The organism is Flavobacterium pectinovorum (assembly GCF_900142715.1).
GTDB classification, from domain to species: Bacteria; Bacteroidota; Bacteroidia; order Flavobacteriales; family Flavobacteriaceae; genus Flavobacterium; species Flavobacterium pectinovorum.
In genome coordinates this window covers 118969-145425 of record NZ_FRBX01000003.1, presented here as the reverse complement: position 1 = coordinate 145425, position 26457 = coordinate 118969, and the positions used below count along the sequence as shown (strand labels likewise).

Below are 26457 nucleotides of genomic sequence, written 5' to 3'. Positions count from 1 at the left end.
TGCTAAATTCTTTCGGTTAATACGGAGACAATTTTGTTGTCAGGAAAAAATTCTTTCAAAATTACTTTCACCATTGTAAAAACCGGAATTGCAATAATCATTCCTACGATTCCAAAAGTAATTCCGCTAATTAAAGTAATCAGGAATATTTCTAACGGGTGCGAATTTACACTTTTTGATGAAATTATCGGCTGACTAATATTATTATCAATTGCCTGAACAATCATAAAACCGATGATTACATAAATAGTTTTTGGTAAAATTTCTGTTTGAAAATCACTTCCAATCATGCTTATCATTGTTAAAAGTCCTGCTAAAACAGTTCCAATAATTGGCCCTATGTACGGAATAATATTTAGTATAGCACACAGAAAAGCAATTACGAAGGCATTTCTGTTTCCAAAAATCATTAAAACAATTAAATACAAAATAAAAACAACTGTTAATTGAAGCAGTAAACCAATAAAATAACGGGTTAAAAAGTGATTGATTTTAGTAACAGAATTGATGATTTTATCTTCATTATTATCTGGCAAAATTTTTCTGGCTGTCGATTTAAAATTATCCTGATCTTTAATAAAGAAAAAAGTGATAAAAAATACAGAGACCAATCCCATTCCCATATCAGCAACGAATCCTAAAATAGAATTGATAAATCCTGTAAAATAACTAAAACTAAGCATGGATGTTATCTTAGATTCTTTCAGTACTTTATTCAAATCTACGTGAGGAATGTTAAAGTAAGTTTCAATGCTTTTTTCGGCTTCTAAAAATTGCGCCTGTAAATGATTTGTATCCAAAAGGGATAAATTATTGGCTTGTGAAATAATCAACGGAACAAACAAAAATATAAAACCAATCATCGTTAATATGAAAACAATTATGGTAGTTGTGGCCGCCAATGAATTACCGAATTTTAATTTATTTTTTAAAAACTGAACTAACGGATTGGCTATCAAACATAATATCAATGAAATACATAAATAGACAATTACGGTTTGAATTTCGTATAAAAAATATAAAATTATACCAACAACCAGGATAGTGGTTAAAGCTCGTAATATTCCATTAGAAATAATTTTTGATGTGATCATGATTCAGTTTTAGATTATAAATATAGGAAAAAGCTTTTATATTTCAGGGCGAAAACAAAAAAAGCGAGATAGTGTATATCTCGCTTTAATTATATCATAAGGATATATTTTAGATTCCAAATGCAGCTCTTGGACCTCCGGTTACAAAAATCGCAGCCATTCTGCTTTTTTGTCCGTTAGAGAACATGTACATTGCATTATCATCTGTATAATCCATGTAGTTCATTGTCATTTCTACAGGAGTTCCAGAACATGTGCTGTAATGTGGGTAAGCCGGTACACCGTAGTTTGCAGTGTTGTGAGTTGGCGTATCAGATACTAAATCGCTTCCGCAAGTTGCATCTCCCCAAATATGACGTAAATTCATCCAGTGACCTACTTCGTGAGTACCTGTTCTTCCTAAATTGTAAGGAGCAGCTGCTGAACCAGATAAGCCAAAATATTGAGTGTCAATTACAACTCCGTCAGTAGCAGAAGCTCCACCAGGAAATTGTGCATAACCTAAAATTCCGCCACCAATTTTACAAGCCCATAAGTTAAGCTTTGTAGTTGGCGAAGTTGGTGCAAGACCTCCCTGAGCCACTTTTTTCATAGCATCATTTGTTCCCCAAGATGTTTTTGTAGTCGATTTTCTAATTACCTGATCTAAAACAAATGAAATACCAACATTCGCTTTAACACCAGAAAATAGTGCTGGTACACTACCGAAATCAGAGTTTAATGCATTAAAATCTTTGTTTAATACATCGATTTGTGTTTGGATTTGTGCATTCGAAATGTTTTCAGCAGTAGTTCTGTACAAAACATTTACAACAACCGGAATTTGAACTTTACCGTTTACAAGTTTTCCTGTAAGTAAAGCTTTGTTTGTAAAAGCTTCAATTTCATTCATTCTGATAGCTAATGTAGGATCAGCTTTTAATTGTGCTTCTAAAACTTCCTGAGTAGCACATCCTCTTTGGGCAATTGCACTTACATTTGAGTCTGCTGATTCTGTTGAATCATTTTGACATGAGAACAGCAACAGGGCTGTAACTGCGGATAAAAAAACTTTTTTCATAATAATAGGGGTTTTTGTTATAATATTGTTGATTAGTTAAACAATATCGCAATTTTATAACAAAAGTTTTACGTAGCAAAATATTTACAAATAATTATTTGTGAGAATTTTACAATCCCTTATATAATCTAGTTCTTACAAAAATTTAACAAATTTTATTAAGAAGTAATTTCGTACAAAGCTATACTTGCGGCTTGTACAACATTCATCGAACTGTTCTTTCCAAACATATTTATGTGTACAATTTGGTTCGAAATTTTTAAAAGTTCATCTGAAATTCCGTCAATTTCACTTCCTACAATCAATGCAATTTTCTGATTGTCAGGAATTGTAACTTCTTTAAGAGGTTTGCTGCTGCTTGCAATTTCCAGAGCGATAATTTCGAAGTTATTTGAAGTTAAATAATCGACAACTTCAGCCGTTTGTTCGATTACAGTATGTGGCACATGAAGATGTGTGCTTCTTGACGTTTTATTGATTTTTCTTGGCGTAAGCGGAATATCTTTTCCTAAAAAAATAATATTTTCTACACCAAAAGCTTCGGCAATTCTAAAAAGAGAACCAATATTTTGTTGAAAATAAATATGATCACAAACCAAAGTTATGGGAAATGTTTTTCGCTCAAATTGATTTTCTTCGTGAGTAAGCTGCACTTTGTAAAGAATTAAGAATTAAAAATTAAAAATTGAGAATTAAAAATGTGAAACCGCAATTTTTATGTTAGTTTGCTTTGTAAAAAAATTGATTTCTGAATATTTCAAATTCAATCAAAAGCCTATTTTTCAATGGGTTAAAATTAATTATGCCAATGAGTTTTAATTAATCCGTTGGGTGTAATGTCAAAAAAATAATAATTAAACACATAGAAACATAGATTTTATATTTAGAAATAAGTAAACCAAAAAGAAACTCGTTTCTTCACACATAGCTCTATGTTTGTTAATGCGAGTGAAACGCCTTTTTGAGCTCAATAATTCTATGTTTCTATGTGTTAAAACAATTGCACCCAACCGGTTTTAATTCGTAAAAATATAATTGATGATGTTAGCACCCATTTTTAGTGCTTTATCTCTCGCTGCAAGTGGATCGTTGTGTACTTCTGCATCTTCCCAGCCATCACCCAAATCGCATTCGTAAGTATATAATAAAACCAGTTTGTTTTCGATAAAAATGCCAAATGCCTGAGCACGTGTTCCATCGTGTTCGTGAATTTTTGGCAAACCATTCGGAAAAGGAAATGGCTTTTGAAAAATAGGATGATTTGCGGGAATTTCAATCAAATTATTATTTGGGAATATCTTTTTGATTTCTTTTCGAATATATTGATCCATTCCGTAATTATCATCAATATGAAGAAAACCTCCACCTGTTAGATAATTTCTTAAGTTTTCGACATCAGTATCGCTAAAAACCACATTTCCGTGACCTGTCATATGTACAAAAGGATACGAAAGCAAGTCAGGATTTCCTGGCTCAACCGTTGATGGTTTCGCTTTTATTCTCGTATTGATATTTGAATTACAAAACTGAATTAAGTTAGGCAAAGAGGTTGGATTTGCATACCAATCGCCTCCGCCGCTGTATTTTAATAAAGCTATTTCCTGCGAAAAAGAAGGAAGGGAAAGAAGGAATAATAAGTAAAATATTTTTTTCATTTAATTTATATTTTTTGTCTTTCGACAGAAATCTTCACAACAAACTCTGCAGTAACCTTTATCAAAGTTCAAAACTTTGACAAAGGTTTTACGTGTGTTAAACCGGACAGGTTTTTAAAACCTGTCCGGTTTACGTAATCAATCAGCTAAACATTCTCATTAAAAAACACCACACTATGACACGCCACAACCGCAGCAGTTTCAGTGCGTAATCGCGTATTTCCTAACATAACCGGCTGAAAATTATTTTCTAAAGCCAATGCAATTTCTTTTTCAGAAAAATCGCCTTCGGGACCAATTAATAAGGTTACGTTTTCGTTTGGTTTTAAAACTTCTTTTAATGATTTTTTATCGGTTTCTTCGCAATGTGCGATCAATTGTAAACCTTTATTTTTTTGTTTGATGAATTCCTTAAATGAAATGGCATCGTTTAATTTTGGCAAATACGTTTCATTCGATTGTTTCATCGCCGAAAGGATAATTTTTTCAAAACGTTCTTTGTTAACCACTTTTCTTTCAGAGCGATCACAAAAAACAGGTGTAATTTCCTGAATACCAATTTCTGTAGCTTTTTCTAAAAACCATTCAAAACGATCGTTCATTTTGGTTGGCGCAACCGCCAGATGCAAACGGAATTTTGGTTCCGGAGTTTTTTTTATCGAAAGTACTTCAACAATACATTTATTGTCTGAAGCCAGTGTAATTTCTGTTTCAAACACTAAACCTAAGCCGTTTGTAACATGAAGAATATCAGAGTCTTTTTTGCGTAAAACTTTTATAATGTGACGGCTTTCTTCTTTATCAAAAGAAAAAGTTTTAGTCGTTTCGTCTATATTCGGATTGTAAAATAATTGCATAATTAAAATTGAATTCGTGCTTTTGAAACTACTGCCTGAGTTTCAAAGCGATTTGATAAATATTTTTGATATCCTACAATTCCAATCATGGCAGCATTATCTGTAGTGTATTCAAATTTTGGAACAAAAGTTTTCCAGCCATATTTGCCTTCACTTTCTTTCAAACGCGTTCTGATTCCGGAGTTTGCCGAAACCCCGCCGCCGATGGCAATTTGCTTAATTCCGGTTTCTTTTACCGCTAATTTTAATTTATCCATCAAAATTTCGATAATCGTATATTGAATAGAAGCGCAAATATCATTGAGGTTTTCTTCGATGAAATTTGGGTTTTCTAATTTTTTCTTCTGAATAAAATATAAAATTGCTGTTTTTAAACCAGAGAAACTAAAATCCAGTCCGGGTACTTTTGGTTTTGTAAAAGCAAAAGCTTTTGGGTTTCCTTCTTTGGCATATTTATCGATCAAAGGTCCGCCGGGATAGGGAAGTCCGAGAATTTTTGCACTCTTGTCAAAAGCTTCTCCAACTGCATCATCAGTGGTTTCGCCGATAATTTCCATATCAAAAAAACCATTTACTTTTACAATTTGCGTGTGGCCGCCACTAATGGTCAGGGCCAAAAACGGAAATTCTGGTTTATCAAAACCTTCTTCATCAATAAAATGCGCCAAAATATGGGCATGCATGTGATTTACAGCAATTAGCGGAATATTTAATGCTAATGAAAGTGATTTGCTAAAAGAACTTCCTACCAATAAAGAACCCATCAAGCCAGGTCCTTGTGTAAAGGCAATGGCAGTTAATTGTTCTTTTTGTACATTTGCTTTGCGAAGTGCAGCATCAATCACAGGAACAATATTTTGCTGATGTGCTCTCGAAGCCAACTCAGGAACAACGCCGCCGTATTGATTATGAATTAGCTGATTAGCCACAACATTTGAAAGTACTTTGTCGTTATGTAAAACTGCAGCCGCAGTATCATCGCAAGAACTTTCGATGGCAAGAATAAAAACCTCTGAATTTTGCATATAAAGGCACGAATTTTGGATTATATTTGACAAATCAAATTTTTAAATTTCTTTGATTGAAGTAGAAGCCAAAATTAAAGAATTTTTATCAAAAACAGTCGTTCTTTGTCTGTTCAAAGTAAATTTAAAAGAAAACTAAAATTAAAGAGCTATCAAAAAAGTAAAGAAAATAATATCACGAACCCTAATTGGGTTAATTTTACTTTTGTTGGCATTGGCTATAACACTCTCTTTGCCTATTGTGCAAACTAAAATTGCACGATATGTTACAGATTCTTTAAATGAAGATTTTAAAACAGATATTACGGTAGATAAAGTTGCCATCAATATTTTTGGCGGAGTTAAACTAAAAACTGTCCTGATTCGTGATCATCATAAAAAGACTTTAATTTATTCAGACATTATTAGTACTGATATTTTAAGTATTAAAAGACTTCTTGATGGTGATTTAATTTTTGGTGATCTTCGTTTAACAGGTTTGATTTTTAATTTGAAAACCTACAAAGGCGAAAACGAGAATAATATCAATAAATTTATTCGCTTATTTGATTCTGATAAGCCTTCAAAAACCAATAAACATTTTTTACTGACGGCCAAAAATGCCTATATCTCAAAAGGTACTTTTTCGGTTGTGGATGAAAATAAGAAAAACCCACAATTTCTTGATTTTAAAAAGCTTAACGCTTATATCAGTGATTTTAAATTATATGGACCGGATGTAAATACGACGATTCACAGGTTTTCTTTTCTGGATCATCGTGGTTTGTATGTTTCTAATTTGGCGGCGAAATTCAGTTATACCAAAAAACAAATTAAGCTTGAAAATTTAGCCATAAAAACCAAAAGATCATCAATATATGGTAAAGCGATTTTAAATTATAAACCAGGAGATTTTCTTGCTTTTACAGATAAAGTTAAGTTTGATGTTGCGCTTGATTCGGCTTCGATTGCTACAAATGATATTCGTTATTTTTATGACGGATTGGGTAAAAATCAGCATTTTAAGCTTAGAACTAAGATAAAAGGAACCCTTAATAATCTTAATTTAAAAAAACTTAGACTTTCTGATACAAACGGTTCAAGAATTATTGGAAACATTAATTTCAGAAATCTTTTAGGAACAAAAGAGCAAAAGTTTGCCATGGAGGGAAAGTTTGACAGATTAACGTCAAGCTACGATAATTTGGTGGTTTTGATGCCAATTGTTTTAGGAAAAAAACTTCCTAAAGAGCTTAAGCGAATTGGTAAATTTAATATTGTTGGAAAAGCAAAGGTTTCAACAACAGAATTAGAAAGTGATTTTAGAATTGCGACAGATTTAGGAAATGGTCAGGTAGATTTGCATCTGAATCAGATGGATTTTATTGATAAAGCTTCTTATTCGGGCAATATTATTTTGGATAATTTTGATGTTGGTGCACTATTGCAGCGAAAGGATCTCGGCAGGACTACTTTAAATTTAGATGTTGACGGTGTTGGTTTTACAGAGAAATATCTAAACACAATTATAAAAGGTGATATTGCAAAACTGGATTATAATAAATACACGTATAATAATATTGTAGTAAATGGTAATTTTAAATTGCCTTATTATAAAGGACAAATTTCTGTAAACGATCCTAATTTGACTTTAACATTTGATGGTTTAGTCGATTTGAGCAAGCGTGAAAGTAAATATGATTTCCACATCAATATTGAAAATGCCGATTTGAAAAAACTGAAGTTTGTAAACGATTCCATATCTCATTTTCAAGGGGATGCAGTTGTCGAAGTTACAGGAAATTCTATTGAAAATCTTCAGGGAAATATTTATATAAAAGATGCAGTATATCAAAATCCAAAATCTACTTATGCTTTTGATGAACTAACAATCAATTCTAGTTTTGATGCTGATAAATTGCGTACCATAACTATAAATTCTACAGATGTAGTTAACGGAAAAATTGTTGGTAAATTTCAGTTTGCTCAGTTAGATAAATTGGTGATGAATTCAGTAGGAAGTCTTTACACCAATTATAAGCCATATAAAATTAAAAAAGGACAGTTTTTGCGTTTCAATTTTCATGTTTATGATAAAGTTGTCGAAATGCTTTATCCTGAAATTAATATAGATTCTTCAACTGTTGTGCGCGGTAGAATTGATGCCGATTTAAATGAATTTAAGTTTCGATTTAAATCACAAAAAATTACAGCGGCAAAAAATACTTTTGATAATATCAGAATCAATATCGATAATAAAAATCCACTTTATAATGCATTTATAGAGTTGGATAGTATTAAAACGCCGTATTATAAAATCCGTGATTTTAATTTAATTAATGTAACTTCAAAAGATACTTTATTTGTGCGCTCAGAGTTTAAAGGGGGCGAAAAGGGCAACGATTATTTTAATATGAACTTGTACCATACCATTGATAAAAACAAAAATAATATTGTTGGTATCAAAAAATCTGAAATGAAATTTAAAGATTATTTATGGTATTTAAATGAAGAAGACGGATCAGATAATCAAATTATTTTTGATAAAAACTTCAGCAACTTTAATATAGACAATATTGTTCTTTCGCATGAAGATCAGAAAATTGACTTAAACGGAGTTATAAAAGGCACCGATTATAAAGATTTAGTACTGAATTTTGAAGATGTTGATATCAATAAAATTACACCGCTCACTTCGAAGTTTGTCTTTAATGGTAATTTGAACGGAAGTGTCAATTTTAAACAAAACAAAGATGTATATCAGCCCACGGCATCTATTGTCATTGATCATCTTAACTTAAATAAAACGGAACTTGGAACATTAAATTTCGATATTTCCGGAGATGAGAGCCTGAGAAAATTTACCATAAATTCGTCTATTCAAAATGGTTTTACAGAATCGTTTAGTGCCAACGGAAATTTTTCGATAGAAAACAAAGAGACTTTTCTTGATTTAAAGTTAAAACTCGAAGGATTTAATCTGGCAACTTTAGGAACGGTTGGTGGAGATGTTTTGTCGAATGTGAGAGGAAGTGTTTCCGGAAATGCGGCTGTTGTTGGTAATCTTAAAAAACCTGAAATCAATGGTAGATTATATGTAGAAAAAGCAGGAATGACAATTCCGTACCTTAATACAGATTATGAATTAAGCGATCGAACAGTTATTGATTTAACTGATGAAAAGTTTTTGTTTAGAAATAATCAGTTAACAGATACTAAATATGGTACGAAAGGATTACTGAACGGAAGTATCGAACATCATAATTTTGGCGATTGGAAATTAGATTTAACTATAACCTCCAAAAGATTATTGGCACTTGATACAAAAGACAGTGACGATGCCGCTTATTTTGGTACAGCATTTATTAATGGTACGGCAAGTATAAAAGGACCAACAGAAAGTTTATTTATTAAGGTAGATGCCAAGTCTGAAAAAGGAACAGAAGTTAAGATACCTATTAATAATGTACAAAGTGTAGGAGAGAGCAGTTGGATACATTTTGTGACGCCAAAAGAGAAATATAATTTAGCAAACGGTATTGTCGAGAAAACCAGAAACTATAACGGACTTGAGTTAGAATTTGATTTTGATATTACGCCAGACGCCGAAGTCGAGGTAATTCTGGATCGAAATTCGGGTCATGGAATGAAAGGAAAAGGATACGGTTCATTGTTGTTTAAGATCAATACATTGGGTAAATTTAATATGTGGGGAGATTTCCAGGCATACGAAGGAACTTATAACTTTAAGTACGGAGGTTTAATCGATAAAAAATTCGCCGTTAAAAAAGGAGGATCTATTATTTGGGAAGGTAACCCAATGAAGGCTCAGTTAAATTTAGAAGCCGTTTATAGAACAACAGCAAATCCTGCTGTATTGTTGGATAATTCTTCTTTTAATAAAAAAGTGCCGGTAGAAGTTGTTATTGGTCTGAGAGGAGATTTAACAAGCCCGGAACCTAATTTTGATATTCAGTTTCCATCTGTAAGTAATGTTTTAAAATCAGAAATACAATATAAGTTAGACGATAAAGATGTGCGCCAAACGCAGGCATTGTATTTATTGTCAACAGGTTCGTTTATGAGTCCGGATGGATTTAACCAAAGTGATTTATCAGGAACATTTGCAGAAACCGCCGCAAGTTTATTGGGTGGAATTATTAAATCAGATAATGATAAATTTAATATTGATTTGAATTTTGTATCGGCAGACAAACGAATTGGTCAGGAAGCCGACGGTCAGTTTGTGGCAAATATATCCTCTCAGATTAATGAAAAAATATCCATAAACGGAAAACTTGGAGTTCCGGTTGGAGGTGTTAACGAATCGGCAATTGTGGGAGATATTGAAATTCTTTACCGAGTTAACGAAGACGGATCTATGAACCTTCGTTTGTTTAATAAGGAAAATGATATTAATTACGTAGGGCAGGGAATTGGTTATACTCAGGGAGTTGGTATTTCGTATGAAGTAGATTTTGATACTTTTAGTGAACTGGTCAATAAAATTTTCAAAAACCATAAATTAGAGAAAGCCTTAAAAACTTCTCCTGATGATTTGCCGGATTCTTATGCAAATCCCGATTATATGAATTTTTCAAGTTCAAAAGAGAAAGAGAAGGATAAAAAGAAACCGAATAAAAAAGACGAAGAAAAACCGAAGGTTCAGCCAGGAAATAATCAGGGATATATTCCCGACGATAACGATTATTAGTCTGTGAATTGTTAACTTTTCTAAAACCATTTTTATAATGGTTTTTTTTATGCTAAATTTATAAATTAATAATTTTTTGAAAATCAGGTATATCCCGGATTTTTATAACACTTCATTTATGTATTGTTAATTTTAAAGATTTAATTAAAATATGTGCCTTTTATTATTTTAAATGAATTTTTTCATATCAAAAAACTTATTAACGAAAACGTTTGAATTTAACATATTTTATTAATTTATGACAATTACCACCTGTAAAGTGGTGAATGTTTGCTAATTTTACACTTTAATACTTAAATAATGCCAAAAACAATAAAAAAAGTTGGTGTTCTAACTTCAGGGGGAGACTCACCAGGAATGAATGCCGCAATACGATCAGTTGTTCGAACATGTGCTTATCATAATATAGAATGCATAGGAATTTATAGAGGGTATCAGGGAATGATCGAAGGAGATTTCAAAGAAATGGGTCCCCGAAGTGTAAATAATATTGTAAACAAAGGAGGAACGATTTTAAAATCAGCTCGTTCTACTGAGTTTAGAACTCCGGAAGGTAGAAAAAAAGCACACGAAAACCTTTTAAAAGCAGGAGTTGATGCTCTTGTAGTAATTGGCGGTGATGGAAGTTTTACCGGAGGTTTGATTTTTAATTCAGAATTTGATTTTCCTGTAATGGGAATTCCGGGTACAATTGATAATGATATTTTTGGTACAAGTCATACTTTAGGATATGATACTGCTTTGAATACTGTGGTAGATTGTATTGATAAAATTAGAGATACTGCAAGTTCGCACAACCGACTATTTTTTGTAGAGGTTATGGGTAGAGATGCGGGGCATATTGCTCTAAATGCAGGTATTGGAGCTGGTGCCGAAGAAATCCTTATTCCTGAAGAAGATTTAGGTCTGGAAAGATTGCTGGACTCTCTTCAAAAAAGTAAAGCTTCAGGAAAATCATCAAGTATAGTAGTTATTGCTGAGGGAGATAAAATTGGTAAAAACGTATTCGAATTAAAAGATTATGTTGAAGCTAATTTACCGGAGTACGATGTAAGAGTTTCTGTTTTAGGACACATGCAGCGTGGTGGTTCTCCATCTTGTTTTGACCGTGTTCTTGCAAGCCGTTTAGGTGTAAAAGCAGTAGAGTCTTTAATCGAAGGTAAATCTAATTATATGGTTGGTTTACAACAGGATAAAGTAGCTTTAACTCCGTTGGAACAAGCAATCAAAGGAAAATCTGAGATTGACAGAGAGTTATTAAGAGTGTCTGACATCATGTCGACATAAGAAGATAAAAGTTTAAAAAAGGAATGAAGTTTATTGTGAGGAAATTAGACTTTAAATTAGTGTAATAAAAACAAAAGCAAAAATTAAGTAAAATGTCAAAAGTAAAATTAGGAATAAACGGATTTGGACGTATTGGAAGAATCGTTTTTAGAGAATCATTCAATAGAGATAATGTAGAAGTAGTAGCAATCAACGATTTATTAGATGTAGATCACTTAGCTTACTTATTAAAATATGATTCAGTTCACGGTCGTTTTGACGGAACTGTAGAAGTAAAAGAAGGAAAACTTTATGTAAACGGAAGAAATATCCGTATCACTGCAGAAAGAAATCCAGCTGACTTAAAATGGAATGAAGTTGATGTTGATGTAGTTGCTGAATGTACTGGTATTTTTACAACTATCGAGACTGCAAATGAGCACATTAAAGGTGGTGCTAAAAAAGTAATTATTTCTGCTCCTTCTGCAGATGCTCCAATGTTTGTAATGGGAGTAAATCACGAAACTGCAAAAGCTTCTGATTTAGTTGTTTCTAATGCTTCTTGTACTACAAACTGTTTAGCTCCTTTAGCTAAAGTTATTCATGATAACTTCGGAATTGAAGAGGCTTTAATGACTACTGTACACGCTACAACTTCAACTCAAATGACAGCTGACGGACCTTCTAGAAAAGACTGGAGAGGTGGACGTGCTGCATCAATCAATATCATTCCTTCTTCAACAGGTGCTGCAAAAGCGGTTGGAAAAGTAATCCCTTCTTTGAATGGAAAATTAACTGGAATGTCTTTCCGTGTACCTACTGCTGACGTTTCTGTAGTAGATTTAACTGTAAAAGTTTCTAAAGAAACTTCATACGAAGAAATCTTAGCTGTGTTGAAAACGGCTTCTGAAACTACAATGAAAGGTATCTTAGGATATACTGAAGATGCAGTTGTATCTCAGGATTTCATTTCAGACAAAAGAACTTCAATCATTGATGCTACTGCAGGAATTGGTTTGAATTCAACTTTCTTTAAATTTGTATCTTGGTACGATAATGAGTACGGATACTCTTCTAAATTGATCGATTTATCTGTGCATATCGCAGGTTTAAAATAATATTGTATAAATTTGGCAAATCCCGTTATCTCAAGGTAACGGGATTTTCTTATTTTGTTTTGACTTTAATTAATGTAAAAAACACACTTTTAAATTGATGAAGAAAAACTAAATCCAAAAACTAAAAAAAAATGAAATTAATAGTTGATAGTGGATCTACAAAAGCAGATTGGATTGCAATTGATGATAATGGAAAAGTATTATTCACAACACAAACTTTGGGATTAAACCCCGAAATTCTTGACGGTCCTGAAATTGTTTCAAGATTAAATGATCGTTTTGATATTCTGCAAAATAAAAAAAATGCAACACATTTGTTCTTCTACGGAGCAGGTTGTGGAACAGAGAGAATGCAAACTGCACTTTCGCAAATATTCCAGGAATATTTTAATAACGCTATTGTTGAAGTTCACGAAGATACTTATGCAGCAGTTTACGCTACAACTCCAAAAGGAGAAGAAGCAATTGTTAGTATTTTAGGAACAGGTTCAAACTGCAGCTATTTTGATGGAAAAGTATTGCATCAAAAAGTACAGTCATTAGGTTATATTGCCATGGATGATTGTAGTGGAAATGTTTTCGGAAAAGAATTAATCAGAAAATATTATTTCAATAAAATGCCTAAGGAATTGGCAGTTGAATTTGAAAAAGAATATAATTTAGATGCTGATTATATCAAAAACAAATTATACAAAGAACCAAATCCAAATGCTTATTTGGCAACTTTTGCTAAGTTTTTAATCAAACATAAGGATACAGAATTCTGCAGAAAAATCATTTTCAAAGGAATGAAATCTTTCGTTAAAAACTATATCAAACAATTTGATAATTGTAAAGAAGTTCCTGTTCATTTTGTAGGTTCTATTGCTTTTTATCTTAAAGATGAATTACAAGAAACATTTGATAAATATGAACTTCAGTTAGGTAATGTTTTAAGACGTCCTATTGATGGTTTAATTGCATACCATGTTGCTAACCAATAGTTCCGGTTTTATGGAAATTGCTATTATTGCACATGATGGTAAAAAAGCAGATTTAATTGATTTTTTAATTAAAAACGAAGCAGTTTTACATCATGAAAAAATAAAGCTCATTGGTACAGGAACTACCGGAGGAAAAGCTGAAGCTGCGGGTTTTAAAACTCAAAGAATGCTTTCCGGGCCTTTAGGCGGAGATGCGCAAATTGCAGGAAGAGTGGCAGAAGGAATTACACAAATGGTTTTCTTTTTTAAAGATCCATTGTCAAGTCATCCACACGAAGCTGATATTAATATGTTAATTCGCGTTTGTGATGTACATAATGTGCCGCTGGCAACAAACGAAGCAACGGCACAATTACTATTAGATGCTATTGCACTGCAATTATAGAAATTTCAACATTTACATTTTTTGGCAAACAAGCCACTTGAACCGTTTCACGAGCTGGAGCGGTTTTTTCGTTAAAATAAGATCCGTAAACCGTATTAATAGCGCCAAAATTATTCATATCCATAATGAAAATAGTTGCTTTTACTACATTTTCAAAAGTCATATCTGCGGCTTCCAGAATAGCAGCAATATTTTGCATTACCTGATGTGTTTCATCATTTATATTGTCAGTTACAAGTTCTCCTGAAGCAGGGTTTATTGCAATTTGACCAGATGCATAAAGTGTATTTCCTGATAATACAGCCTGATTATAAGGTCCGATTGGAGCAGGTGCTTTTTCTGTAAAAATTATTTTTTTCATAGTAATTGATTGTTAAATACCAAAATAGATTATTCGGCCACTATAGATAATGGCTGAGAAAATTATTGATCTAAAATACGATTTTATTATCGATTAGAAGTACTTCGTTTATTCCATTTAATGTCGCTAAGAACACCAGATTTAATTCCGATAAAGAAATTCCAGTTAGAATTTGTTCCCAATGGACTCCAGTTAAAGGCCATTCTCCAGCTTAATAAATCTCTTTCAAAACGAAATTGCGTAAATGTAACTCCATTTTGTACAAAATCGTAACCCGTAGAAATTCCGCCTTTCCATTTTGGAGTAATATCCATATTGGCAGAGACCATGATAGAGTTTCCTGTGATTTTGTTTTCACGATTTACATTAGAGTAAGTCAATGAATAAGCCAATGTCATGTCCCAGGGTAATTTTGAGTTAAAGAACTCTGTTATTACATCTTCGTCATCGTCTTTTTCATTTGCAAACTGACTGTTTCGGCTATCGTTCAAATCGGTATTGGTACCAAATAAATCATCTTTACGACCTCCGTTCCGTTCACTTTGTTTGTTTTCTTCCTTGGTGCCTTTATTTGAAAAAGAATAATTCAAAGTTACGTTGGCGCTTGTCATTCGAAACAAACTTCCACCATTATCAATGTTATAAGTATTCATTCTTGTTCCTGAGTTATCTATGGCATAAGGATCTAAAGTTGCACCAAAATTGACATTCATTTTATTGTCAAAAAACTGAGTTCCACCACTTACAAGAACAGGCTGCCATGCTAAAGTTTCTTTACCGTTAGCATTAAAATTATAACTTGTACTAAAGTTTAAATTGTTCAGTAACATTATTTTTTTAGGTTCTGTTTTTGTACTGTCACTGTCTCTTACTTTTGCTTCAAAGGTATTACTTAAAGCAAATGCCACTATATTAGAATTTTCCTTGCTTGGAACACCATAAACACCACCTTCAAATCGGGTGTACTGGCTCGTAATTCTGCCTGAAGCATCTACTGCATAAGTATCATAATATTTTTCAAAACTAGGCGTATATGCATACGTAATAGTTGGTCGCATTACATGGCGAATAGACTGGATTTTTTTATCATTACCAAAATTAAAAGTACCATAAATAGTAGTACCTAAATTTGTACTCAAATTATATGTTCTAAACGCATCAAAACCATTTACAGTTGTTGTATCAACTCTGCTTAGATTTGTATCGTAATGCCTGTCTATTGTTTTGGTAACCCATGTTTCCTGGTAATTTGTAGAAGCTCCGGCACTAAAATATTTAAATATCTTGAAATTGGTACTAATCGGAATCGAATGCTGCATTCCAATTTGTGCATCTTTAAACATTTGTGGCTTAAAGAATAATGAATCGGTAGTTACTATGTTGTTTTTACCGCTTAAATTATATTGTAAGTTGATGTTTTTTATAAAACCTTTTTTCACACCATCTTTACCAACAAAAGGATAAACACGATCGACACTTGCCTGTAAAGTAGGTAAAGTCATGTTGATTACTTCAGTTTGTGTATTTTGAGAGTGCGTCGCCGTTAACGATATTCTCGCCTGCGGAATTGTGTTGAAAGTTTTATTATAGGAAATAGAAGAACTTAAGGTATTGTTCAAATTAGATCCAACGTTGGCCTGATTGATAGATTGCTTAAAATATTTACTACTACCCATATTTACCGAAGCAGAAAAGGTAGAGTTAGGATTCGATTTTGTGTCTTTCGAATGCGACCACTGAATGTTGTAAATATTCTGTTTAGAATAATCAGGATAACCTCTTTCGCTGTTTATCAGGTTTTCAAAACGAATATTTACATTTCCTCGATACTTATATCGGGTTGCATATGCCGATTCAAATCGCATGGCATAACTTCCGTTTGTGTAATAATCCCCCAACACGGTTAAATCATAATTATCGCTTAAAGCAAAATAATAACCCATATTTTGAAGGGAGAATCCACGTGTATTTGAGTCATTATAACTTGGTATAATGATTCCCGAGACACTTTTTTCTTCACTCATCGGAAAATAAGCAAAAGGCAAAGCCAGCGGGGTAGGTACATCGGCAATAACCATATTGGTTAAACCGGTAATTACTTTTTTGCCCGGAATAAATTTTACTTTATTGGTCTGGAAATAATATTCAGGATTGTCAATGTCTTTAGAAGTTGTGAATCTCGCACCTTTTAAAAAGTAAACCGAGTCATTTTCTTTCTTTGTAACGGCTGCTTTGATTTTAAATTCGCCTTGTTCCGTTCGTGAATTATAAATTAAAGCTTTTTTTGTTTTAAAGTTAAAACGAATAGAGTCGGGCTGAACTTCGCTTGCTCCTTGTTTAAAATTAGGATATTGAGTTAATACGCCTGCGGAATCTTTTATCCTTCCAGCATATACTTCATCTTTCTCATAATCAAGTACAATTATACCAGATTTTAATTCAACATCTTTATAGTATAGTTCACCTTCATTATAAAGAGTGATTCTTTTCTTTTTCTGATCGATTTTTGCGTAGTCCTTTGCCCTGTATTTTACTTTTCCATCCAGAAAAGTCTTTGTTGGCCTAACAGTATCCAGCTTTATGGTGTCTGCAACAACAATTTCAGGTTTATCTGTTTGTTTTTCAGTTGATAAAGGAGCTTTTTTAGATTTTATCTCTTGCGAATATAATTTACCACAACCTAGTGTTAGGAAAAATGATAATAAAACGATATTAAATAAGTTTGTATGCAAAGGTTTAAATGCTATTTTTGTAAAAGTATGGCTTGTTTTTTGACATGTCAAACTTACATATAATTTTTTGTCAAAAATAATCAATTGTAAAAATTATAGCTGTTGCATTTTATTAAAATTAACTTTTAGATTTATGAACATATTTAACAAAACTAGACTAATCTTTAGTTTTTTTCTAACGATAACAACTTTTTGTGCTTACAGTCAAACAAATGTATTTAAAGTAACTCTTGATGCAGGACACGGTGATCATGATTTTGGTGCCGTTTATAGTGGAAGGATCGAAAAGAATATTGCGCTGGCTATTGTGTTAAAAGTTGGAAAATTACTGGAAGCTAGTCCTAATATTGATGTTATTTATACTCGTAAAACAGATGTTTTTATAGATCTTGTGGAAAGAGCCAATATTGCCAACCGTGCAAATTCGAATATTTTTGTCTCTATTCACTGTAATGCAAATAAAAATACTGCCGCAGACGGAACGGAAACTTATGTAATGGGTTTGAGTAAAGTTGCGTCGAATCTTGAAGCTGCGAAAAAAGAGAACTCGGTAATTACATTAGAAAAAGATTATAAACGTAAATATGAAGGTTTCGATCCTAATTCTCCTGAATCAATGATCGGAATGACCTTAATGCAGGAAGAATATCTGGATAATAGTATTTCATTAGCCAGTAAAATTGAAGATAATTTTGATAAATTAGGAAAAAAATTACGTCAGGGTGGAGTAAAGCAAGCGCCATTTATGGTGCTTCATAAAGCATATATGCCTAGGGTATTGGTAGAAACAGGATTCGTTTCTAATCCTACAGAAGGAAATATTTTAAATTCTGAAGAAGGACAAGATGATATTGCTAAAGCTATTGCTGAGGCAATTATAAGCTATAAAAGAGAATATTTTGGCTCTGGAGTTCCAGAAGCTGATACAAGACCGGTAAAAGATACTTCTACAGCAAAACCCAAAACTGTTGAAGCACCCGCAGTAGTGAAAAATGCTCCAAAAGGTACATTTTTCAAGGTACAGCTTATTGCCAGCATTAAAAAAACACCATTAGAACCTAAAAACTTTAAAGGGCTTAAAAATGTAACGATGTTATTTGAAAACAATATATATAAGTATTTTTATCAGGAAACCTCAGATTACGAAACTGCAAAGAAATATCTGCAAGAGGCTAAAGGTAAAGGATATGGAGCAGCTTTTTTAATTGCTTATAAAGACGGAGAAAAAATCAATATTCAGGACGCAATTAAATAATAGCAACAAGTTCGGATATTTATATTAATTTTGTATTAAACACTTAGAATTTTGAAAATAACTAGAGAAATTAAAACGGCTATATTAGTCATCGCGTCAATATTATTATTTATTTGGGGTTATAGTTTTTTAAAAGGCAGAGACCTTTTTACAAATTATCAAACATTATATGTTGAATATGATAATGTTGAAGATTTACCACAATCTGCTCCCGTAACTTTAAACGGACTTGGAATTGGTAAAGTACATAAAATTACAATTAATGAAACTACAGGTAAATTATTAGTAGAACTTCAGTTAAAGACTGATTTTCCAATTTCTAAAACCAGTAAAGCTGCATTATATTCTCCAAGTTTAATTGGAGGAAAACAAATCAAAATTATTCCGAATCTTGCAGATAAAGATCCTGCAGTTGATGGACAAAATTTAGAAGCTGCTGTAGAATTAGGATTAACAGAATCTTTAGGAGGTAAAATTGAGCCAATCCAGGCAAAATTAAATTTAATGCTTGAGAACATTAATACACTGGTTGTAGGATTGAATAATGTTCTGGATAAAAAAGGACAGGAAGACCTTAAAAAATCTTTGTCAGAATTGAGCGAGACTATGGAGCAATTTCATAGAGCTTCCGGAAGTTTAAATTCTATTTTGGATACAAACAAAGGTCAGATTAACGGAGTTGTGACAAACTTCAATAAAATGTCAAGTAACTTCAATAAAATATCAGATTCTTTAAACAAAGCAGATTTAGGTAAAACAGTGAGAAACCTAAACCAAACTTTGGCTAAAGTTGATGGAATTATGAGTAACCTAAACTCAGGAAAAGGTACAGCAGGTAAATTATTAAACGATGATGCTTTGTATAACAATCTTTCTAAAACGTCAAAAGAATTAGAATTGTTATTGCAAGATGTTCGTCTTTACCCAACACGTTACGTAAATGTTTCTCTTTTTGGAAAGAAGAACAAACCATACGTTGCGCCTGCAGATGATGCAAAAACGACTGACAAAAAATAATTAAGAATAATAAAGAATGAGTTATTTAGACAATATTTTATTCGCTATACTTCTGATAGCTGGTTTTGGTTTTTTTGCAACGAGTGTAAAAAAAATTATCCGAAACATTAATTTAGGAGGTGATGTAGATCGAAAAGACAATCCTAAGGCACGTTGGGCAAACATGGCTTTGATTGCGCTTGGACAATCTAAAATGGTGAAACGTCCGGTAGCGGGTGCATTGCATATTGTTGTCTATGTAGGTTTTATTATTATTAATATCGAATTACTGGAAATCATCATTGATGGATTAATTGGAACTCATAGAGTTTTTGCCCCATTTTTGGGCGTAGTTTATGATGTTTTAATTGCTTCTTTCGAAGTATTGGCTTTCCTTGTAATTTTTGCAGTGACTGTTTTTTGGATAAGAAGAAACCTGATCCGATTAAAACGTTTTGTACATTCAGATTTAAAGGGATTCCCTAAAAGTGATGCGAATTACATTTTGTACTTTGAAACAGTTTTAATGATTTTGTTTTTATTGATGAATGCATCTGATTATCATTTGCAAAATGTACCGGGTGGAGTTTTTCATAAAGCGGGAAGTTTCCCAGTAAGTCAATTCATTGCGCCTATTTTTAACGGGATGTCAAATGAATTAGTAGTGATTTTATTTGAAGTATTTTGGTGGTTGCACATTGCGGGTATTTTAGTTTTTATGAACTATTTGTACTTCTCAAAACACTTGCATATCCTTTTAGCGTTCCCAAATACTTATTTTGCAGATTTAAATCCGAAAGGGAAATTTGATAATTTAGAGTCAGTTACAAAAGAGGTGAAATTAATGATGGATCCTAATGCTGACCCATTTGCTGCTGCTCCGGTTGATGAAAATGCTGCGCCGAGTAAATTTGGAGCAAGTGATGTTCAGGATTTAAACTGGGTGCAGTTATTAAACGCTTACACCTGTACAGAATGTGGACGTTGTACATCTGCATGTCCTGCAAATCAAACCGGTAAAAAATTGTCTCCTCGTAAAATTATGATGGATACAAGAGACCGTTTACAGGAAGTAGGAAAAAATATAGATGCCAATAAAGGTGTTTTTGTTCCTGATAATAAAACATTATTAAACGATTATATTACTCCGGAAGAATTGTGGGCATGTACTTCATGCAATGCCTGTGTTGAAGAATGTCCGGTAAATATTAGTCCGTTATCTATTATTATGGATATGCGTCGTTATTTGGTGATGGAACAAAGTGCTGCTCCTATGTCATTAAATGCCATGATGACCAATATCGAAAATAATGGGGCTCCTTGGCAATACAATCAACAAGATAGATTGAATTGGAAAAACGAAAATTAAAATTATAGTTTAATCGTTGAATTGGTTATTTGTTTAACCGTTTAATTGATGAATAAAATATTTAAGGTTTTTTAGTGCAGGTTATAGTAAAGAGTACGATTAACCAAATAAACGATTAACCGATTAAAACAAAAAAAGGAAGATGTCAGAAAGTTTAGTAGTACCAACAATGGCAGAAATGCTTGCCGAAGGAAAACAGCCAGAAGTTTTGTTTTGGGTGGGTTGTGCAGGAAGTTTTGATGATAGAGCAAAAAAAATTACAAAAGCATTTGTACGTATTTTAAATCGTACAAACGTTTCTTTTGCTGTACTTGGTACTGAAGAAAGCTGTACTGGAGATCCGGCAAAAAGAGCAGGAAATGAGTTTTTGTTTCAAATGCAGGCTATGATGAACATTGAAGTTCTAAATGCTTATGAAGCAAAAAAAATTGTTACAGCTTGTCCGCATTGTTTTAATACTTTAAAGAATGAATATCCTGAATTAGGAGGTCAATACGACGTAATTCACCATACAGAGTTTTTAAAGTCATTAATTGATGATGGAAGATTAACTGTTGAAGGCGGACAGTTTAAAGGAAAAAAAATCACGTTTCACGATCCTTGTTATTTAGGAAGAGCAAATAAAGTATACGAAGCGCCAAGAGATTTAATTCAGAAATTAGATGTTGAATTAGTCGAAATGAAACGCTCAAAAGCAAACGGATTATGTTGTGGAGCCGGTGGAGCACAAATGTTTAAAGATGCTGAGCCAGGAAATAAAGAAGTAAACGTATTGCGTACAGAAGATGCTCTGGAAGTAAAACCGGATATTATTGCCGCAGGTTGCCCTTTCTGTAACACAATGTTAACCGATGGTATTAAACATCAGGAAAAAGAAGGACAAGTGAAAGTAATGGATATTGCAGAGTTAATTGCTAATGCACAGGATTTATAAATAAAGGTTCAAAGTTCCAAAGGTTCAAAGGAACAAAGGCGTTAACTTGAAACTTGAAACAAATTAAACTAAAGAAGAATTAAAATGTATATACCTTTTGAAAATTTACCTGGTGAATCCAGAATCTGGATTTATCAATCGAACAGAAAATTTTCTGAGGAAGAATTTTCTGAAATAGAAACTGATCTAAAAGCTTTTGTAGAAGAATGGGCAGCACACGGAACTAGTTTAGAAGCTTCATATCTTTTAAAATATAACCGATTTATCATATTAGCTGTAAATCAGGATGTACAAGCGGCTACGGGATGTTCTATTGATAGTTCTGTTGAATTTATTCAGAGTTTAGAGAAAAAATACAACGTTGATTTATTAGATAAAATGAACGTAACTTTTAAACTTGGTGAACATATCGCGCACAAACCTTTAATCGATTTTAAGAAAATGGTTAAGGATAAATCAGTTTCTGAGAACACCATTGTTTTTAATAACCTGGTAAACAATATAGAAGAATTTAATGAATCCTGGGAAGTACCTGCCGCTGATAGTTGGCATAGCAGGTTTTTCTAAGAGAAATTTATAACATATTTAAAAGGCATGGAACTTAGGTTTTGTGCCTTTTTTTGTGGAATTAAATTGTTTGTTTTTATTTCAGGTTAGGTCTGTTTGTCATTTCGACGGAGGAGAAATCACACGCGTAATTCTACAAAGATTGGTTGACATACTAGATGGAGTTTCTTGTGTGATTTCTCCTCCGTCGAAATGACAAGATTTTGGGAATCTTTGTCAAAGTTTTAAACTTTGACGAAGATAAATTGCGAGAAACCCCGATAGGTTTTTATCCCGAGGCTTCGGGACTGTCGGGTTTAGGAATCAAGTTCTTATAAAAACAAAAACCTCTAATCTAGCCCCGATGGGAGCGGTATCCTTTTTCTTGCTTCTTTAGCAAGGAAAAGATATAGCGGACAGCGGGGGAGGTGGCCTTGAAAAACAATTTTTTCTGCTCCTGATAAAAACTATTAATTATCATTATGAGTTGTATAAAATTGTTCGACTTCGCTCAGGATGACAGTAAAATCTATTTCTATAAAAAAGTCTATAATCTAACATTCTAATAATCTGATCAATCTATAATTCACAAAAATCTAACAATTTAAACGATCAATTAAAAGCTATTTTTGAGTACTTTCGTAGTTATTAAATTTAATACATGAAAATAGCTATAGTTTGTTATCCGACATTTGGCGGTAGTGGGGTTGTAGCCACAGAATTGGGCCTTGAACTAGCCAGACGCGGACACGAAATCCATTTTATTACTTATAGTCAGCCGGTAAGATTGGCACTTTTAAACCCTAATGTTCATTATCACGAAGTAAACGTTCCTGAATATCCTCTTTTCCATTATCAGCCTTATGAGTTGGCTTTATCGAGCAAATTGGTTGATATGGTGAAATTATATAAGATTGAATTACTGCATGTACATTATGCTATTCCGCATGCGTATGCGGGTTATATGGCGAAGCAAATGTTGAAAAATGAAGGAATTAATCTTCCGATGATTACAACGCTTCATGGTACAGATATTACATTGGTAGGAAATCACCCTTTTTATAAACCGGCGGTGACTTTTAGTATTAATAAATCAGATTATGTAACTTCGGTTTCGCAGAGTTTGAAAGATGATACTTTGAAATTATTCAAAATCAAGAATAAAATAAAAGTGATTCCGAATTTTATAGAACTGGATAAAGTTAAAAAAGACCCGTTAGCGCCTTGTCATCGTTCTGTTATGGCAAAGGAAAATGAGCGTATTATTACGCATATCAGTAACTTTAGAAAGGTAAAACGTATTCCGGATATTATTAAAATTTTCTACAATATTCAAAAAGTAATGCCTGCTAAATTAATGATGGTTGGTGATGGTCCTGAAAAAGAAAAAGCAGAAGCTTTATGCATGGAATTAGGAATTCACGACAAGGTTATTTTCTTTGGTAACAGTAATGAAATTGATAAAATTTTACTTTTAACCGATTTGTTTTTACTTCCGTCAGAAACGGAAAGTTTTGGTTTGGCGGCTTTGGAAGCTATGGCATGCGGCGTTCCGGTTATTTCGAGTAATTCCGGTGGTTTGCCTGAAGTAAATTTTGATGGCTACTCAGGTTATTTGAGTAATGTTGGAGATGTCGACGAAATGGCTGCAAACGCCATTAAAATCTTAAAAGATGATGCTGTTTTGAATGAATTTAAAGCAAATGCCTTAGAGGTTGCGAAAAAATTTGATATTAAAAATATATTGCCAAAATATGAAGCACTTTACCAAAGAGCAATTGATGATTATAAATACGAAAAACAGTAATTAAAAAATAAACAGATGAAAAAAGTTATTTCGGTTTTAACAGTTTTTGTTTTAATTTCCTGCGGAGCAAAAAAAGGATCTGATTCAAAAGCACTTTATGAAGTTTTAACAGAACAATCTGATGGTGGCGGAAATATTAAGTTTTTTGAAATCTTAACAGAGCCAAATGAAATTAAAATGCTCGAGAATGACCCACTTTTGGCTGATAAAATGAAACAGGCCGATATAAATAATTCGAATTATGTTATTCTGAATATGGGAGAAAAGAACACTGGCGGTTATTCGATTAGTGTTGAAAAAGTAGAAGAAACGGATAAAAATATCATTATTACAGTGAAAGAAAAAGGGCCGGCTGCAGATGCTATGACGATGCAGGTAATTACTTATCCTTATACAGTTGTGAGAGTTCATTCTAAGAAAGAAATTATTGTTAAATAATTTTTTGAGGTAAAAGGCTATTGTTGTCACATGCTGAGCGGAGTCGAAGTCAACGCAACAAAGGCTTCGACTCCGCTTAGCCTGACAATGTTTTAGAATTAGCAATTAGCAGAACCTGAAACAAAACAAACCTGAAACCTGAAGCAAAATTAAATCATAAAAAAAACCTGTCGTTTTAAAGCGACAGGTTTCTTTTTTACAATTATTTTTTACTTTAATATTTTAGAATCTGAATTTAACTCCTAAACCTACATCAAATCCAAAATTGTCATCGTCATAATATCCAGAACCAATTTCAGGTCTTGCGTCTAATGATAATGTAATTGGCACTTCAGAAAATCTATATTCTATACCAATATCTCCAGCTGCAAAAACATAAGTTCCGCTATCATTATATCTTCCGTTATCGTAGTAATAATCATGATCCCAAGCGGCAACACCTCCACCGACACCTGCGTACCAGTTAAAACCTCCATCGATATTCCAAACCCATTGATAAAGTGCAACAGCCTTAATAGCATCTACATCGCTGCTGTTTCTCCAGCCTAAATCAAATTCAAGCCTGTTCTTTTGGTTTAATCCCAATTGATAAGATACTTCGCCTCCAAAACCGTTGTTGTCGCCCAGACGTAATCCCAGTGCATTTTTTGAAATTTCTTGTGATTGCGCTGTAAACGCTAAACCTAACAGCATAAAGGCAGATAAAATGATTTTTTTCATGATTGTTATTAATTTTTATTCAAACTTACAATTACTCTAAAAGTCAAAACGTATAAGATTCTATAAAATTGTTATATAATTTACATTTTGACTTATTTGCAAGTCTGTTTAAAAATCAATTTGCTATTTAAGTCCGAAGCAATTTATTAATTGAGCGTTATTTTTGTTTTAGAATAGAGGTAATTAAATGGTTGCTCAGAATGTCTTCCATTTCAAAAAGATTTTCTTCTTCTGTGAAGTTAGTTTGAGAATACGAAAATAATTTCCAGCGTTTTTTGTGGTATTCTAAAGCTGTTAAATTCTCGACCCAATCCCCTGAATTTAAATATAATGTAGAACCGTGTTTGTTTTCTTTTTTGATAATTTTAGGTTCATGAATATGACCGCAAATTACATAATCGTAGTTTTTTTCTATAGCTAAATCAGTAGCTGTAGTTTCGAAATCAGAAATGAATTTAACTGCTTTTTTTACGCTTGCTTTTATTTTTTTGGAAAATGAATAAGGTTCGCGGCCCAGTTTAGATAATATCCAATTGACAAAACGGTTCGTAAGAATGAGGTAATCATAACCTAAACCACCCAATTTTGCGATCCATTTTGAATGTTGTACAGAAGCATCAAAAACGTCTCCGTGAAAAATCCATGCTTTTTTATCGTCTAATTCTAAAACTAATTTATCGACAAGAGCAAAATTACCCATATTCATATCTGTAAATTTTCTTAGAATTTCGTCGTGGTTTCCGGTAATGTAATACACTTTTGTGCCTTTGGAAGCCATTCCGATTACTTTTTGAATCACCCTCAAATGGGCTTTTGGAAAGTATGATTTTCTAAATTGCCAGGCATCAATTATATCGCCATTTAAGACTAATGTTTTGGGTTTTATACTTGATAGATAGTTGTTTAGTTCTTTGGCGTGGCTACCGTAAGTTCCTAAATGGACATCTGATAGAATGACCAACTCGACATTTCTCTTTTTCAATTTTTCTTATTTTGAAGTTTAACAAATAAAAGAATCTAACACGAGATTTGTTTTATCAAAAGGTTACCAATTTGGCTACAATTTTAATAAATTGTGATTTTTAAACAACTTAACCTTTATTTAATAATACCAATTTTAAATTTTTTAATTTAATTCATAAAACTTACATTTGCTCAAAACA

22 protein-coding genes are annotated in these 26457 nt (G+C 32.6%); 12 read left to right on the top strand and 10 right to left on the bottom strand.

Annotated elements, in window-relative coordinates:
• Positions 1-2: 2 nt before the first annotated feature.
• The 6 genes from BUE22_RS11260 to tsaD form a co-directional block, all read right to left on the bottom strand.
• Complete coding sequence (locus BUE22_RS11260; protein WP_073395120.1) at positions 3-1094, bottom strand: AI-2E family transporter; 1092 nt, start codon at positions 1092-1094, stop codon at positions 3-5.
• A gap of 109 nt (positions 1095-1203) precedes the next feature.
• Positions 1204-2154, bottom strand: a complete 951-nt coding sequence (locus BUE22_RS11255; protein WP_073395119.1) for a zinc metalloprotease — start codon at positions 2152-2154, stop codon at positions 1204-1206.
• Positions 2155-2312: 158 nt separating this feature from the next.
• On the bottom strand, positions 2313-2807 hold the full coding sequence (locus tag BUE22_RS11250) for a TrmH family RNA methyltransferase (protein WP_073395118.1): 495 nt from the start codon (positions 2805-2807) through the stop codon (positions 2313-2315).
• A gap of 363 nt (positions 2808-3170) precedes the next feature.
• Positions 3171-3809 (bottom strand): DUF4159 domain-containing protein, encoded by a 639-nt coding sequence (locus BUE22_RS11245; RefSeq protein ID WP_042565059.1) that lies wholly within the window; start codon positions 3807-3809, stop codon positions 3171-3173.
• A gap of 146 nt (positions 3810-3955) precedes the next feature.
• Complete coding sequence (locus BUE22_RS11240; RefSeq protein ID WP_073395117.1) at positions 3956-4666, bottom strand: 16S rRNA (uracil(1498)-N(3))-methyltransferase; 711 nt, start codon at positions 4664-4666, stop codon at positions 3956-3958.
• 2 nt (positions 4667-4668) lie between these two features.
• Complete coding sequence (tsaD, locus tag BUE22_RS11235) at positions 4669-5691, bottom strand: tRNA (adenosine(37)-N6)-threonylcarbamoyltransferase complex transferase subunit TsaD (RefSeq protein WP_042565057.1); 1023 nt, start codon at positions 5689-5691, stop codon at positions 4669-4671.
• 205 nt (positions 5692-5896) lie between these two features.
• Between tsaD and BUE22_RS11230 the strand changes: the two genes are divergently transcribed.
• The 5 genes from BUE22_RS11230 to BUE22_RS11210 all read left to right on the top strand — a co-directional run bounded on the left by BUE22_RS11230 (position 5897) and on the right by BUE22_RS11210 (position 14136).
• A complete protein-coding gene (locus BUE22_RS11230; protein ID WP_073395116.1) occupies positions 5897-10384 on the top strand; it encodes a translocation/assembly module TamB domain-containing protein in 4488 nt (1495 codons plus the stop codon).
• Between the two features lie 300 nt (positions 10385-10684).
• Positions 10685-11671, top strand: a complete 987-nt coding sequence (gene pfkA / locus BUE22_RS11225; protein WP_042565055.1) for a 6-phosphofructokinase — start codon at positions 10685-10687, stop codon at positions 11669-11671.
• Between the two features lie 92 nt (positions 11672-11763).
• Positions 11764-12768 (top strand): type I glyceraldehyde-3-phosphate dehydrogenase, encoded by a 1005-nt coding sequence (gap, locus tag BUE22_RS11220; protein ID WP_042565054.1) that lies wholly within the window; start codon positions 11764-11766, stop codon positions 12766-12768.
• Between the two features lie 131 nt (positions 12769-12899).
• On the top strand, positions 12900-13751 hold the full coding sequence (locus BUE22_RS11215) for an N-acetylglucosamine kinase (protein WP_073395115.1): 852 nt from the start codon (positions 12900-12902) through the stop codon (positions 13749-13751).
• Between the two features lie 10 nt (positions 13752-13761).
• Positions 13762-14136: a methylglyoxal synthase gene (locus BUE22_RS11210; protein ID WP_029273108.1), complete on the top strand. Its 375-nt coding sequence runs from the start codon at positions 13762-13764 to the stop codon at positions 14134-14136.
• On the opposite strand, the gene BUE22_RS11205 is transcribed toward BUE22_RS11210, so the two are convergent.
• Together BUE22_RS11205 and BUE22_RS11200 are read right to left on the bottom strand one after the other, a co-directional pair.
• Positions 14117-14497 (bottom strand): RidA family protein, encoded by a 381-nt coding sequence (locus BUE22_RS11205; protein WP_073395114.1) that lies wholly within the window; start codon positions 14495-14497, stop codon positions 14117-14119. The genes BUE22_RS11210 and BUE22_RS11205 overlap by 20 nt on opposite strands.
• 86 nt (positions 14498-14583) lie before the next feature.
• Positions 14584-17280: a putative LPS assembly protein LptD gene (locus BUE22_RS11200; protein ID WP_042565110.1), complete on the bottom strand. Its 2697-nt coding sequence runs from the start codon at positions 17278-17280 to the stop codon at positions 14584-14586.
• An 82-nt stretch (positions 17281-17362) separates the two neighbouring features.
• Here BUE22_RS11200 and BUE22_RS11195 point away from each other — a divergent pair, with 82 nt between their 5' ends.
• The 7 genes from BUE22_RS11195 to BUE22_RS11165 all read left to right on the top strand — a co-directional run bounded on the left by BUE22_RS11195 (position 17363) and on the right by BUE22_RS11165 (position 24574).
• On the top strand, positions 17363-18484 hold the full coding sequence (locus tag BUE22_RS11195) for an N-acetylmuramoyl-L-alanine amidase family protein (RefSeq protein ID WP_073395492.1): 1122 nt from the start codon (positions 17363-17365) through the stop codon (positions 18482-18484).
• Positions 18485-18535: 51 nt separating this feature from the next.
• On the top strand, positions 18536-19501 hold the full coding sequence (locus BUE22_RS11190) for an MlaD family protein (RefSeq protein WP_042565051.1): 966 nt from the start codon (positions 18536-18538) through the stop codon (positions 19499-19501).
• A 16-nt stretch (positions 19502-19517) separates the two neighbouring features.
• Positions 19518-20849, top strand: a complete 1332-nt coding sequence (locus BUE22_RS11185; RefSeq protein WP_073395113.1) for a 4Fe-4S dicluster domain-containing protein — start codon at positions 19518-19520, stop codon at positions 20847-20849.
• Positions 20850-20991: 142 nt separating this feature from the next.
• The gene (locus BUE22_RS11180; protein ID WP_042565049.1) at positions 20992-21783 is read left to right on the top strand and encodes a (Fe-S)-binding protein; all 792 of its coding nucleotides are present in this window, start codon (positions 20992-20994) and stop codon (positions 21781-21783) included.
• 84 nt (positions 21784-21867) lie between these two features.
• Positions 21868-22350 (top strand): hypothetical protein, encoded by a 483-nt coding sequence (locus BUE22_RS11175; protein WP_042565048.1) that lies wholly within the window; start codon positions 21868-21870, stop codon positions 22348-22350.
• Between the two features lie 640 nt (positions 22351-22990).
• Positions 22991-24136 carry an N-acetyl-alpha-D-glucosaminyl L-malate synthase BshA gene (bshA, locus tag BUE22_RS11170; RefSeq protein WP_042565047.1) on the top strand — a complete coding sequence of 382 codons (1146 nt, stop codon included), beginning with the start codon at positions 22991-22993 and terminating at the stop codon, positions 24134-24136.
• A 15-nt stretch (positions 24137-24151) separates the two neighbouring features.
• The gene (locus BUE22_RS11165) at positions 24152-24574 is read left to right on the top strand and encodes a protease complex subunit PrcB family protein (protein ID WP_073395112.1); all 423 of its coding nucleotides are present in this window, start codon (positions 24152-24154) and stop codon (positions 24572-24574) included.
• Positions 24575-24796: 222 nt separating this feature from the next.
• Here BUE22_RS11165 and BUE22_RS11160 read toward each other — a convergent pair whose 3' ends face one another.
• A complete protein-coding gene (locus BUE22_RS11160) occupies positions 24797-25294 on the bottom strand; it encodes a hypothetical protein (RefSeq protein ID WP_042565045.1) in 498 nt (165 codons plus the stop codon).
• 157 nt (positions 25295-25451) lie between these two features.
• Positions 25452-26276, bottom strand: a complete 825-nt coding sequence (locus BUE22_RS11155) for a UDP-2,3-diacylglucosamine diphosphatase (RefSeq protein WP_073395111.1) — start codon at positions 26274-26276, stop codon at positions 25452-25454.
• Positions 26277-26457: the final 181 nt, after the last annotated feature.